This window comes from Inquilinus ginsengisoli (assembly GCF_050434925.1).
Lineage (GTDB): Bacteria > Pseudomonadota > Alphaproteobacteria > DSM-16000 > Inquilinaceae > Inquilinus > Inquilinus ginsengisoli_B.
Genome location: NZ_JBNDJK010000001.1, coordinates 7,918,177 through 7,931,005 on the forward strand (window position 1 = coordinate 7,918,177; position 12,829 = coordinate 7,931,005).

The 12,829-nt window shown below is 71.7% G+C and carries 9 protein-coding genes; 5 read left to right on the forward strand and 4 right to left on the reverse strand.

Annotation, left to right across the window (positions count from 1 at the left end; genetic code table 11):
- Positions 1-3 precede the first annotated feature (3 nt).
- The 5 genes from QFZ27_RS36900 to QFZ27_RS36920 all read left to right on the forward strand — a co-directional run bounded on the left by QFZ27_RS36900 (position 4) and on the right by QFZ27_RS36920 (position 7,321).
- Positions 4-921: a DUF58 domain-containing protein gene (locus QFZ27_RS36900; RefSeq protein ID WP_429231841.1), complete on the forward strand. Its 918-nt coding sequence runs from the start codon at positions 4-6 to the stop codon at positions 919-921.
- The gene (locus tag QFZ27_RS36905; RefSeq protein ID WP_429231843.1) at positions 915-3,671 is read left to right on the forward strand and encodes a DUF4159 domain-containing protein; all 2,757 of its coding nucleotides are present in this window, start codon (positions 915-917) and stop codon (positions 3,669-3,671) included. The genes QFZ27_RS36900 and QFZ27_RS36905 overlap by 7 nt, the downstream gene beginning before the upstream one ends.
- Positions 3,672-3,684: 13 nt before the next feature.
- On the forward strand, positions 3,685-5,763 hold the full coding sequence (locus QFZ27_RS36910) for a hypothetical protein (protein ID WP_429231844.1): 2,079 nt from the start codon (positions 3,685-3,687) through the stop codon (positions 5,761-5,763).
- Positions 5,764-5,884: 121 nt separating this feature from the next.
- Positions 5,885-6,520, forward strand: a complete 636-nt coding sequence (locus QFZ27_RS36915; protein ID WP_429231846.1) for a DUF1326 domain-containing protein — start codon at positions 5,885-5,887, stop codon at positions 6,518-6,520.
- A 9-nt stretch (positions 6,521-6,529) separates the two neighbouring features.
- Entirely contained in the window at positions 6,530-7,321 is a 792-nt protein-coding gene (locus tag QFZ27_RS36920) for a DUF2182 domain-containing protein (protein ID WP_429231848.1), read from the forward strand.
- Between the two features lie 31 nt (positions 7,322-7,352).
- Here QFZ27_RS36920 and QFZ27_RS36925 read toward each other — a convergent pair whose 3' ends face one another.
- The 4 genes from QFZ27_RS36925 to QFZ27_RS36940 all read right to left on the reverse strand — a co-directional run bounded on the left by QFZ27_RS36925 (position 7,353) and on the right by QFZ27_RS36940 (position 12,816).
- Entirely contained in the window at positions 7,353-8,423 is a 1,071-nt protein-coding gene (locus tag QFZ27_RS36925; RefSeq protein ID WP_429231850.1) for an OmpA family protein, read from the reverse strand.
- Between the two features lie 240 nt (positions 8,424-8,663).
- Complete coding sequence (locus QFZ27_RS36930) at positions 8,664-9,437, reverse strand: methyltransferase domain-containing protein (protein WP_429231852.1); 774 nt, start codon at positions 9,435-9,437, stop codon at positions 8,664-8,666.
- Positions 9,427-11,925 carry a mechanosensitive ion channel domain-containing protein gene (locus tag QFZ27_RS36935; protein ID WP_429231854.1) on the reverse strand — a complete coding sequence of 833 codons (2,499 nt, stop codon included), beginning with the start codon at positions 11,923-11,925 and terminating at the stop codon, positions 9,427-9,429. The genes QFZ27_RS36930 and QFZ27_RS36935 overlap by 11 nt, the downstream gene beginning before the upstream one ends.
- Positions 11,926-12,030: 105 nt before the next feature.
- Entirely contained in the window at positions 12,031-12,816 is a 786-nt protein-coding gene (locus tag QFZ27_RS36940) for a helix-turn-helix domain-containing protein (RefSeq protein ID WP_429231856.1), read from the reverse strand.
- Positions 12,817-12,829: the final 13 nt, after the last annotated feature.

Below are 12,829 nucleotides of genomic sequence, written 5' to 3' on the forward strand. Positions count from 1 at the left end.
GAGGTGGCGGACGGCTCATCCTCATCCCTGACCGGCGCCCAGCGGCGCAAGGCCGCCGATGCGCTGGCGGCGACGCTGCCGCCGCTGCTGATCGCCGCCGACCGCGTCGCCTCGACCGTGGCCCAGGGCGTGCACGGCCGCCGCCGGGTCGGGGTCGGCGAGAGCTTCTGGCAGTTCCGCCGCTACCAGGCCGGCGAGCCGATCGGCCGGATCGACTGGCGCCAGTCCGGCAAATCCGAGGGGCTGTTCCAGCGCGAGACGGAATGGGCCGCGGTGCAGACCGCCTGGCTGTGGCGTGACGCCTCGCCGTCGATGGACTACCGCTCCGACCGGTCGCTGCCGACCAAGCGCGACCGCGCCGAGGTGCTGCTGCTGGCCCTGGCCTCGCTGCTGAACCGCGCCGGCGAGCGGGTGGCGCTGATCGGCGGCGATACCCCGCCGGCGACGGGCCGGGCCAGCCTGCTGCGCCTGGCCGTGGCGCTGGACCGCGGCACGCTGGATGATGTCAGCAAGGCGGTGCCGTGGGAGCTGCGGGTGCCGCGCCATTCCGCCATGGTGCTGCTGGGCGACTGCCTGGCCCCGCTCGACGAATTCGGCGCCTCGGTCGCCGCCTATGCCGCCCGCGGCGTGCGCGGCCATATCCTGCAGGTGCTCGACCCGGCCGAGGCGACGCTGCCCTTCGAGGGCCGCATCCGCTTCGAGGGCATCGAGGAGGTCGAATCGGCGCTGATCCCGCGGGTCCGGTCGGTGCGTGACGCCTATCGCGAGCGCCTGGCCGAGCACCAGGACGGGCTGGCGGCGATCGCCCGCCGCGCCGGCTGGAGCTTCGCCGTGCACCGCACCGACAAATCGGCCGAGGCGGCGCTGCTGAGCCTGTGGGGCGTGATGTCCGGGGCCGTGACCGGCAGGGCCAGATGGTGACGCTCGCCGGCCTGGTCTTCCTGGCGCCTGCGATCCTGGCGGCGCTGATCCTGCTGCCGGTGATCTACTGGCTGCTGCGGGTCACCCCGCCGGCGCCGCGGCGTCTGAGCTTCCCGGCGATCCGCCTGCTGCTGGGCCTGCAGACGCAGGAGGAGACGCCGGAGCGGATGCCGTGGTGGCTGATGCTGCTGCGCCTGGCCCTGGCCGCGCTGATCATCGTCGCTTTGGCCCATCCGGTGCTGAACCCCGGCTCCGCCCTGCCTGGCAGCGGCCCGGTGCTGCTGGTGGTCGACAATGGCTGGGCCGCCGGCAAGGGCTGGCCGCAGCGGCAGGAGGCCCTGCGCACCGCCGTCGACAAGGCGGAGCGGGCGGGCCGCGACGTGGTGCTGCTGGCCACCGCGCCGACCGCCCCGGGCGAGCCGGTCGCGGCCAGCCGCCTGCTGCGCCCGGGCGAGGCCCGCGGCCTGATCGACAACCTGGCGCCCAGCCCGTGGCCGACCGACCGGGCGGCGGCACTGAAGGCGGCCGACGCGCTGCGCCTGACCGGATCGACCCATGTCGTCTGGGCCAGCGACGGCATCACCACCGAGACCGAGGCGGACGGGGTGCGCGACTTCGCCGCCCGGCTGCAGCGCTTCGGCAGCCTGGAGGTGCTGACCCCGCAGGCCTTCGACCTGGCGCATCTGGTCGGCACGCCGCAGGTGGCCGACGCCGCCCTGACCGTGCCGGTGAAGCGCGCCGCCGCCGTCGGTGACGTGCCGCTGGTGCTGCGCGCCACGGCCGAGGACGGCCGCCCGCTGGCGCGGACCGAAATCCGCTTCCCTGCCGGGCAGCGCCAGGCCGAGGCCCGGTTCGAGCTGCCGTCGACCGCGCGCAACGCCATCGCCGCGGTGTCGATCGAAGGCGAGACCACGGCCGGCGCCACCGTGCTGGTCGATGAGCGCTGGCGCCGCCGGCCGGTCGGACTGGCCGCGCCGCAGGACACCGCCCGGGCCCAGCCGCTGCTGACCGAGAACTACTATCTGCAGCGGGCGCTGGAGCCCTTCGCCGAGATCCGCCGCGGCAGCATTGCCGACCTGCTGGGCGGCACCCAGCCGACCGACCGGCTGGCCGCCCTGCTGGTGCCCGACGGCACCCTGTCCTCCGATGCCGACCGCCAGGCGGCCGAGCGCTGGATGGAAAGCGGCGGCGCCCTGATCCGCTTCGCCGGGCCGATCCTGGCGGCCAATCCGGACCCGCTGGTGCCGGTGCCGCTGCGCTTCGGCGACCGCACCCTGTCCGGCGCCATGTCCTGGACCGCGCCGATGCCGCTGGCGCCGTTCGACGCCACCAGCCCGTTCCAGGGCCTGGCCATCCCGGACGATGTGCGGATCCAGCGCCAGGTGCTGGCCGACCCGTCGCCCGACCTGGCCGACAAGACCTGGGCCCGGCTGACCGACGGCACGCCGATCGTCACCGCCGAGAAGCGCGGCCGCGGCTGGCTGGTGCTGATCCACACCACCGCCGGTCCCGGCTGGTCGAACCTCGCCTTCTCCGGCCTGTTCGTCGACATGCTGCGCCGCCTGGTGGCGCTGGGCAGCGGGGTCGGCGGCGATAGCGGCCAAGCCAGCCTGCCGCCGGTCAGGCTGCTGGACGGGCTCGGCCGGCTGGTGCCGCCGCCGCCGCTGGCCCTGCCGATCGCCGGTCCGGCCTTCGCAAGCACCGTGCCGGGGCCGGAGCACCCGCCCGGCTTCTACGGCACCGAGGACAACCGCCGCGCCCTCAACCTCGGATCGGCCGTGACCAGCCTGGAGCCGATGCCGGCCCTGCCGCCCGGCGTGTCGGTCGCGGGCTACGAGGCCCCGGCCGAGGTCGACCTGCGGCCCTGGGTCTTCGCCCTGGCCATGATTCTGCTGATCCTGGACGGGCTGATCGCCCTGTTCATGCGCGGCCTGCTGACCCCGCCGCGGCGCGCCGCCACGGCGTCGCTGGTGGTGGCCGGCGCCGTCGCCGCGTCGCTGCTGGCGCCTGCCCCGGCCCGCGCGCAGGACGACAGCCGCATCATCGCCATGGCCAACCATGTCCGCCTCGCCTATGTCGAGACCGGGTCGCAGGATGTCGACGCGGTCAGCCAGGCCGGGCTGGAAGGCCTGGCCCAGGTGCTGCGCGACCGCACCTCGGTCAATGCCGAGGGCGCCGTCGGCATCAATGTCGAGAGCGACGAGCTGTCCTTCTTCCCGCTGCTGTACTGGCCGATGACTCCGGAGCAGCCGGCGCTGTCCGATGCCGCGATCGGCAAGCTGAACGCCTTCCTGCGTACCGGCGGCACCATCTTCTTCGACACCCGCGACCAGGCGACGGGCGGCGGCGGGGCGCTGGCCGGGCCGGGCGCCGAGAAGCTGCGCGAGCTGACCCAGGGCCTGGACGTGCCGCCGCTGACGCCGGCGCCGCCGGACCACATCCTGACCCGCGCCTTCTACCTGATGCAGGATTTCCCCGGCCGCTACACCGGCGGCGACCTGTGGGTGGAGACCGCGGACGCCACGGTCAATGACGGCGTCTCGACCATCATCATCGGCGCCAATGACTGGGCCGGAGCCTGGGCGACCGGGCCGGGCGGCGCGCCGATGCTGCCGGTGGTGCCGGGCGGCGAGCGCCAGCGCGAGATGGCCTACCGCTTCGGCGTCAACCTGGTGATGTACGCCCTGACCGGCAACTACAAGTCGGACCAGGTGCATGTGCCGGCGATCCTGGAACGGCTGGGCCAGTGAGAGGACACTGACCATGGACGCCGCCTCAGTCGCCCTCTCGCCCCTCCTGCCCTGGACCGTGCTCGGGCCGCTGTTCGGCCTCGCCGTGCTGGCCCTGCTGGTCGGCGCCTGGCGCCGCGCCCCGGGGCTGGGCTGGCGGACCCTCGCCTTCCTCGCGCTGGCCTCGGCCCTCTTGAACCCGTCGCTGGTGGAGGAGAAGCGCGACCCGATCCGCGACGTCGCCGTGGTGGTGGTCGACCGCTCGCCCTCCGACCAGATCGAGGAGCGCCCGGCCCGGATCGACGCCGCCCTGGCCGATCTGCGCACCAGGCTGGCGGCCTTCCCGGATCTCGAGACCCGATTCGTCACCGTCGGCGAGGGCGCCAGCGCCCCGCTCGACGAGACCCATCTGTTCGAGGCGCTGGGCGCGGCCACGGCCGACGTGCCGCGGCGGCGGCTGGCCGGCGCTATCCTGGTCACCGACGGCCAGGTGCACGACGTGCCGACCGATCCGGCGGTCCGCACCTCCTTCGGCCCGGTGCACACGCTGCTGACCGGCCGGCCGGACGAGTTCGACCGCCGCATCGTCGTGGCCCAGGCGCCGAGCTTCGGCCTGGTCGGCCAGGACGTGACCGTGACCCTGCGGGTCGACGACCTGCCGAACGCCGAGCCCGGCGCCGTCGCCACCGTGACCGCGACCAAGGACGCCGGCGCGCCGGAGGCGCTGCAGCTGCCGGTCGGGCGCGACACCCAGGTCAGCTTCCGCCTCGATCATGGCGGCCCGACCGTGTTCGAATTCGCGGTCGAAGGCCTGCCGGGCGAGCTGAGCCAGGCCAACAACCGCGCCGCCATCGTGGTCAACGGCGTGCGCGACCGGCTGCGCGTGCTGCTGGTCTCGGGCGAGCCGCATCCGGGCGAGCGCACCTGGCGCAACATCCTGAAATCCGACCCCTCGGTCGATCTGGTCCACTTCACCATCCTGCGGCCGCCGGAGAAGCAGGACGGCACGCCGATCAACGAGCTGTCGCTGATCTCCTTTCCGATCCGCGAGCTGTTCGAGACCAATCTCAAGGACTTCGACCTCATCATCTTCGACCGCTACCGGCGGATGGGGGTGCTGCCCAACCTGTATCTCGGCAACATCGCCCGCTATGTCGAGGAAGGCGGCGCCTTCCTGGAGGTCTCGGGCGAGGCCTTCGCCGAGCCGCTGAGCCTGTACCGCACCCCGATCGGCAACATCCTGCCGGCCGAGCCGACCGGCGAGGTGCTGGAGCAGGGCTTCCGCCCCACCGTGACCGAGCTGGGCCAGCGCCATCCGGTGACGGCGACGCTGGACGGGTCGACCGGCGGACCGGGCGGGGGCCCGAGCTGGGGCCGCTGGTTCCGCCAGATCGACGTGGTGCCGCATGGCGGCAATGTGGTGATGACCGGGGCCGGCGGGCGACCGCTGCTGATCCTCAACCGGGTCGGCGAGGGCCGGGTGGCGCAGATGGCGTCGGACCAGATCTGGCTGTGGAGCCGCGGCTTCGAGGGCGGCGGCCCGCAGGCGGAGCTGCTGCGCCGCCTCGCCCATTGGCTGATGCGCGAGCCGGAGCTGGAGGAGAACGTGCTGCGCGCCGAGGCGGCCGGGCAGCGCATCGAGATCCGCCGCCGCAACCTGGACCAGAGCAACCCGCCGGTCACCGTGACCGACCCGGACGGCAAGACCCAGAGCGTGACGCTGAGCGAGACCACGCCCGGCCTCTATGCCGGCCGGGTCAATGCCCAGGGCCCGGGCATCTACCGGGTCAGCGACGGCGACAAGACCGCGCTGGCGGTGGTCGGCACCCTGAACCCGCCGGAGCTGAGCGACATGCGGGCGGTGACCGACAAGCTGGCGCCGGTGACCCAGGCCAGCGGCGGCGGCGTCGCCTGGCTGGCCAGCGACGGCGTGCCCAGCATCCGCCGCACCCGGCCGGACCGGGCTGCGGCCGGCGCCGGCTGGATCGGCCTGCGCGGCAATGGCGACTACACCGTCACCGGCATGACCGAGACGCCGCTGCTGCCGCCGCTGATCGCCCTGTTCCTCGGCCTCGGCGGGCTGATGGCCGCCTGGCGGCGCGAGGGGCGGTAGAGACGCCCCCTCGGATGGCGGCATTGCCGCGGCCCGGCAACAAGCGTATTATTTTAATAGTCTTTTATGTTTTGCTCGATTGTTGCGTCTGCCCAGCGAGTCCTTCGGGGAGGCCCAGGCGATGTCGATGGTAAAGTGGGAATTGAAGGCGACGGAGCTCGCCAATTGTAACTGCTCCTATGGCTGTCCCTGCCAGTTCAACGACCTGCCGACCCATGGCCATTGCCGCGCCGCGGTCGGCTTCCTGATCGAGAGCGGGCATTTCGGTGACATCAGCCTCGATGGGCTGCGGGCCGTCGGCCTGTATCGCTGGCCGGGGCCGGTGCATCACGGCAATGGCATCATGCAGCTGATCATCGACGAACGGGCGAACGCCGCCCAGCGCGACGCGCTGCTCCAGATCATGACCGGCCAGGAAACCGAGGACATGGCGACGATGTGGTGGGTGTTCGCCGCCATGTCGCCGAACCGGCTGGAGCCCCTGTTCGAGCCGATCGAGATCGAGATCGACGTCGATCGGCGCCGAGGGCGCTTCGTCGTGCCGGGTGTGGTCGAAGTGACGGGCGAGCCGATCCGCAACCCGGTGACCGGCGCCGAGCACCGCGTCCGCATCGATCTGCCCAAAGGATTCGAATACCGCCTGGCCGAGATCGGCAGCGGCACCACCAAGGCCACCGGCGGGATCGAGCTGGACCTGGCGGGCACCTATGCTCAGTTCGCACGCATCCATCTCAACAACGCCGGCATCGTGGCGTAGCCGGCGACGATGGCTACGGGCGCCCCCTCCGCGATCGAGGCAGTGCTGCGCCGCGACCGCCTGGTGACGCTGGTCGCCCTCGCCTGCGTCTGCATCGCGGCCTGGACCTATATCGGCCTCGGTATCGGCACGGAGATGCCCGGCATGGAAATGTCCGGCATGGCGATGGACCCGGCGATGCCCATGCCGATGCCCTGGACCGGCACCACTTTCGCGCTGATGGTGGCGATGTGGGTGGTGATGATGGTGGCGATGATGCTGCCCGGCGCGGCACCCATGGTGCTGACCTACACGGCGCTGCAGCGGCACCGCCGGCAGGTCGCCCCCCAGGCGGCGACGGCGCTGTTCACGCTCGGCTATCTCGTGGTCTGGGCCGGCTTCAGCGTCCTGGCCGCCATCCTGCAGTGGCGCCTCGATTCCCTGGCCCTGCTGTCCCCGATGACGGCAACTGCCAACATGGTGCTGGCCGGCGGCGCCCTGGTGATCGCCGGCGCCTATCAGATCACCCCGCTGAAGCAGGACTGCCTCGTCCGCTGCCGGTCGCCGGTCGAATTCCTCACCCGGCACCACCGGTCGGGGCCGTTCGGCCTCGGCCTCCGCCACGGCCTGTTCTGCCTCGGCTGCTGCTGGGCGCTGATGCTGCTGCTGTTCGTCGGCGGCGTGATGAACCTCGCCTGGATCGGCGTGATCGCGCTTTTCGTCCTGCTGGAGAAGACGATTCCCGGCGGCCGCTGGCTCAGCCACGCAGCCGGCGCCGGCCTCATCGCCTGGGGCGGCTGGACCCTGATCTCGGCGGCGTAGGCCGGGATCGCCCGGCCCACGCCCCTCCGCCTCAGTTCATCACGATCTCGACCCTGCGATTCTGCGGCTCGCGCACGCCGTCGGCGGTCGGGACCAGCGGATCGGCCTCGCCGACGCCGCGGGCGATGATCAGATTGTCGGCGACACCGTCCGTGACCAGCTCGCGGCGCACCGCCTCGCCCCGGCGCACCGACAGGGCCTGGTTGTAGGCGTCGGTGCCGGACCGGTCGGTGTGGCCGGTGACGTCGATCCGGGTCGACTGGCCCCGCAGCGCGTCGGTGGCGGCGGAGGCGACGATCGACCGCGCCTCCGGCGTCAGGCGCGAGCTGTCGAAGTCGAAGAACACCAGATAGCTGCGCTGGCCGGTGTCGACCGGTGTCTCCACCACCGGCTCGGCCGCGGGGGACCCGAAGTCGAAGACGTATTTGATGCCGGCCAGGACAGTGTGGTTCGCCGGGGCGTCGAGCTTGATCCTGGTGCTGCCCGTGGTGAACGTGGCATCGGACTCGCCGAAATAGCGGTACTCCACATTCGCAGCCAGATTCGGCGTGATGTAGTAGGACACGCCGGCGATGCCCTGATAGGCGAAGAGCGGCGAGTCATAGTCGAAGTTGATGTCGGCGTCCGGGATCTTCACCTTCCAGTTGTTGAAGCCGACGCCGAGGCCGCCGCCGATATAGGGCACGAAGGGCGACCCGAACTCGAAATCGTAATAGACATTGGCCATCAGGCCGATGGTGCGCTCATGGCCCTTGACGTTGACCTTGACGTCATTGCCCGCGGGAACGGGGAACCCGCGGAACCGGAAGGCATCCCAGTTGACCCCGACGTCGCCGACGTCGTTCTCGCGGATGCTGCCTTCGATATCCGCCCGGATCGCCCCGAAATCATAACCGACATAGAGATTGCCGGCGGGCGCCGTGTCGAAGGCGACATCGGCGTGGCCATCGGTGCGCGGATCGTTGAAATTCCACTTCTGGTCCTGCCGAATGTTCACGCCGGCGCCGGCGCCCAGATAGAGTCCCGTCGCCTGCTGGGCCAAGACGGGGGTGGCCAGCAACAGGGCGACGCTTGCCGTCGCGCACAAGGTCGAAATCTTCATCTGCCGCCATCCTGGTCAGAGTTCAGGCCAGGGCGTCCATCCCCAACATCTCTATGCAGGGTTTCGATCGGCCCCCTCTGCATCAATACGGAGGCTTCGGCGGACGATCAACCTGAAATCTATAAAGCCGAAGCGAACCTTCGAAAGATCCTACTCAACTCAAAGATTTCAATGTCTAAAAACATAAATCTTTAATCAAATTCTATAAGAAAGACGTCGAACCTTCGCCGATTCTGGCATTCATCCCCGCCGGCAGTCGAACAGGTGGTTGCGGTTCACCCGGAAGCGGCGGCGCAGATGCGGCCGCAGCAGGATCCGGCTGTCGACCGCAATCGGCGCCAGCCCGGCCGCGTCCAGCCGGCCGGGGAAGTCGCGGCCGTTGATGCGGTAGTGGTAGGGATGGCCGAAGCGGCGCATCCGCTCCGCCGGGTCGGCGATGCCCGCCCCCTCCCGCGTCGGCCCGTTCGGATCGAACGGCACCATCAGGATGGCGCGGCCGCCGGGGCGCAGCACCCGCGCCAGCTCGGCGATCGCGGCGCCGTCGTCGGGGATATGCTCCAGCACATGGTTGGCGATGACCACGTCAAAGGCGGCGTCGGCGAAGGGCAGCGCCGTCAGGTCGGCCTGGATGTCGGCGAAGGGGCTGAACCGGTCGACCGAGCGGTAGCGGAGGTTCGGCAGCCCGCGCAGCCGCGCCTCCAGCCATGGCTCGGGCGCCGCGTGCAGCACCCGGTGCCGGCCGGTCAGCAGGTCGGTCCGGGCGGTCAGGTACAGCCAGAGGAAGCGGTGCCGCTCGACGCTGCCGCAGCCGGGGCACATGGCGTTGCGCCGCCCCTCCAGCCCGAAGCGCAGGAAGCGGCGCGCCCGGGTGCCGCAGATCGGGCACTCCAGCACGCCGGGCGGCCCGGCCGGCGCCCGCGGCCGGGCGTAGAGCCGCTCGCGCCGATACACCGCCGCCTCGTCCAGCCGGTCGCGGGCGATGGCGCCGACGACGCGGCCGAGGTCATGCAGCATGCGAGGATTCCCGGGCCTTCTCGGACTCGGGAGCATCGCCGGGGGCCGTGCCGGCCCGGGCGCCGTCGCGCTCGCGCACCGCGGTTGCCAGCACCTGCACCGCCTGGGGCAGCGAGATGTCGGCCGCCGCCGGCTGGAAGGCCAGGCCGCCCTCGCGGAACGCCTTCCAGATGGCGAAGCGCAGATCGGTGCCGACGCCGGCGAAATTGTCGACATCGGAGATGTGGCAGCGCAGCTCGAGATCGAGCGTCCCGGTGCTGAAGCTCTTGAACGCCACCACCGGCGCCGGGAAGGCGCCGACGCGCTTGTCCTCCTTGGCGAGCGCCAGCAGGATCTCGCGCGCCTTCTCGACATCGGCCGAAGCGGCGATCGAGACCGGGATGTCGATCCGGCCGTTCCTGTCCTTGTGGGTCCAGTTGACGACCTGGGACGAGATCAGGTTGCCGTTCGGCACGATCACCGAGGCGCGCTGGAAGGTCTGGATCTCGGTGGCGCGGACGCTGATCCGCCGGACCGTCCCCTCGGCCCCGCCGACCACCACCCAGTCGCCGACCTTCACCGGCCGCTCGACCAGCAGGATCAGGCCGGCGACGAAGTTCTGGACGATGTTCTGCAGGCCAAAGCCGATGCCGACCGACAGCGCGCTGGCGATCAGGGCCAGGTTCGACAGGTCGAGCCCCAGCAGGCCGACGGCGAAGATGGCGACGATCAGCCCGCCGAGATAGCCGATGCCGGTGCGGATCGAGTTCTTCAGGCCGCGGTCGATCTGCAGCTTCTCGATGAAGCGGGCGTCGAGCCGGCGCTGCAGGAAGCGGGTGGCGAGGATCCCCACGGTGAAGGCGGCGACGGCGCCGAGGATGTTGAGTGGCGCGATGCGGACGCCGCCGATCGTCGCCCCGTCCAGCACCGCCGTGCCGATCGCGGCGAGGTCGGTGCCGCTGAGCCCCAGCACCGGTGCCAGCGCCACCAGCGCAGCCAGGCCGAGGACGATGTCGGTGCACAGGGCGGCGCCGGTCTCGAACACCCACAGGCCGCGATCGTTCGGGAACAGCGAATGGCGGATCCTGGCCATCCGCCCGACCGGCTGGGTCATGAACCGGCCGATGGCTTCCTGCATCACGCTGCGCAGGACCAGGACGGCGGCGCCGATGCCGATCGCGGCGGCCAGAAGATAGGTGATGTAGAGCGCCAGCTTCTGATAGCCGATCACCCCGGCGACCAGCACGACCACGGTCAGCACGGCGGCCAGCAGGCGGGCCCGCGGCCAGCGCCCCGACGGCCTGGCGGCGGCGCGCTGGTCGTCGGCCGGCTCGCCCTCCGGCAAAGCCTGGAGATCGGCGCGATAGCCCCACAGCGATCCCGGCAGCAGGGCCAGCAGCGCCAGCGCGCCCGCCGCCAGCGCCGCCGCGACCAGCAGGGACCGAAGCTCGCCCTGCATCAGGATGCGGCCATCGGCGATGGCCAGCGTCACCCCGGCGACGGTCCAGACCACCGCCGCTGCCCGCAGCCTGCGGCAGAGCGTGCGGGCCGAGGCATCGGTCAGGTCGATCAGGCGCCAGGGCGGGTCGTCGGGCGTCAGCGTGGCCGAGATCGCGGCCGAGGCGACGAAATAGGCGACGATGCCCCAGGCCACGACCCCGAGGGCGATCATGGCGACATAGCTGGCGGGCCGGTCGCCGAGCCAGCCGGCGCAGATCACCGCCACCGCCAGCGTCACCATCGCCGGCAGCACGCCATGGGCCACGGTGTGCACCAGCGCCGCGGCCACCCGGCGCCGCAGGGACGGGACGCTCTCGGCCGGGCGCCGGCCGAACCGCCGCAGCAGCCAGCGCCGCGCCAGCCAGCCGATGCCGAGGACGATGGCCGCGAACAGGATGCGGCGCGCGATCTCGCCCACCCCGTCCCAGCCGGGGCCGAGCTGATCCTGGAACGGCAGCAGCAGCCGCGTCGCCAGATAGCCGGCCTGGTCGGGGATCGGCAGCCAGGTCCGCGGGTCGAAGGTGGCCGGCGCCACCGTCAGCAGGTCGCGCCGGAACTGGTCGACGCGCGCCGCATCGGCGGTCTGCTGCAGCAGCTGGGCCTGGGTCTTGATCGCCTCGGCCTGCCGCACCTGGCCGTTGTACTTGGCCAGTGCATCCGCCAGCTGCTGCCGCTGCTGGGCCACATCGGCCGATTCGGGCGGCGCCCCTTCGGCGGGCGGGGGACCCAGCGCGTCGCTGACCTGCTTGATCTTGCCGAGAGCCTCGTTCGCGGCATCGGCCGCGGCCTGGGTCTGGTCGACCACGGCGGCCAGCTGGGTGCGCAGCGCGTTGTAGCCGTCCTCGGACAGATTCTGCGCCGAGAGCTGGACATAGAGCTGCCTCAGCGTGCTCTGCCACCCCGTGCTCTGCCTGTCGAAATCCGGATTGGTCTGGGCCGCCGCCGGCAGGGCGGCGCAGATGACGGCGAACAGCAGCAGCAGGCGGAGGAACAGGGCGCGAAAGGTCATGGTCGGCCGGATGGCACCTGGATGGATGGGGAGAGGCTCCACCCTGCATGCCAAAGCGGCGATAAGAAGGCGAGGCCGCCTGTCGTCGCAGCAGCAATGCGCCGCTCAGGCGGAAACGGGGCCACCGCGCTGGCTGCGGGCGAAATCGCTCGGGGTGCGGCCGACGCAGGCGCTGAAGGCCTGGGTGAAGGCGCCGAAGCTGCTGAAGCCGACCGCCATGGCGACGTCGCTGATCCGGTGCCGGCCCGTGGCCAGCATCTCCATCGCCTGCATCATCCGCGCCTCGCGCACGAACTGGCGCCAGGTCATGCCGGTGTCCTCGCGGAAGTGCCGGCGCAGCGTCCGCGGCGACAGCTTGGCGGCGCTGGCCGCCCCCTCCAGCGAGCCGTCGTCGACATGGGCGATGACATGGCGGATCGCGGCCCGGATGCCGGGCGACTGGCCGGTCGGCAGCCACAGGATGCGCTGCCGGCTGAACCAGTCGGCGCAGAGCAGCCCGAAGGTGCGGAAGAACGAGCCGGCGACCGGGTCGTCGCGGTCGCGGTCGCGCGGCCAGCGCAGGGCATAGTCGACCATCTCGCGCGCCAGCGGGCTGGTGCCGGCGGCCCAGCAGCCGTCGTGGTGCCAGGGCGTCATCGGCGCGTCGAGATGCACCACCGTGACTTCGGTGCCGTCGTCCGTGCGGATCTCGTAGGGCCGCCCGGCCGGGATGAACACCATATGGGTCGGCAGGATCGCCCAGACGCCGCGCGGCCCTTCCAGCTCCAGCCGGCCGGCGCGGACATGCACCACCTTGTGCTTCGCGTCCCCGGCCGACCGTTCGGCCAGCCGGCCGCAGCGCGACAGCTCGGCGTGCTCGGGGCAGGTCGAGGTGCTGGCGAATGGCGACATGGGCTCCTCCCGC

Bases quoted from the DNA above. Each gene is read 5' to 3' on its own strand.
- QFZ27_RS36905 (WP_429231843.1), top strand. From the start codon at position 915: ATGGTGACGCTCGCCGGCCTGGTCTTCCTGGCGCCTGCGATCCTGGCG.
- QFZ27_RS36930 (WP_429231852.1), bottom strand. From the start codon at position 9,437: ATGCTGCATGACCTCGGCCGCGTCGTCGGCGCCATCGCCCGCGACCGG.
- QFZ27_RS36935 (WP_429231854.1), bottom strand. From the start codon at position 11,925: ATGACCTTTCGCGCCCTGTTCCTCCGCCTGCTGCTGCTGTTCGCCGTC.
- QFZ27_RS36940 (WP_429231856.1), bottom strand. From the start codon at position 12,816: ATGTCGCCATTCGCCAGCACCTCGACCTGCCCCGAGCACGCCGAGCTG.
- QFZ27_RS36910 (WP_429231844.1), top strand. From the start codon at position 3,685: ATGGACGCCGCCTCAGTCGCCCTCTCGCCCCTCCTGCCCTGGACCGTG.
- QFZ27_RS36915 (WP_429231846.1), top strand. From the start codon at position 5,885: ATGTCGATGGTAAAGTGGGAATTGAAGGCGACGGAGCTCGCCAATTGT.
- QFZ27_RS36925 (WP_429231850.1), bottom strand. From the start codon at position 8,423: ATGAAGATTTCGACCTTGTGCGCGACGGCAAGCGTCGCCCTGTTGCTG.
- QFZ27_RS36920 (WP_429231848.1), top strand. From the start codon at position 6,530: ATGGCTACGGGCGCCCCCTCCGCGATCGAGGCAGTGCTGCGCCGCGAC.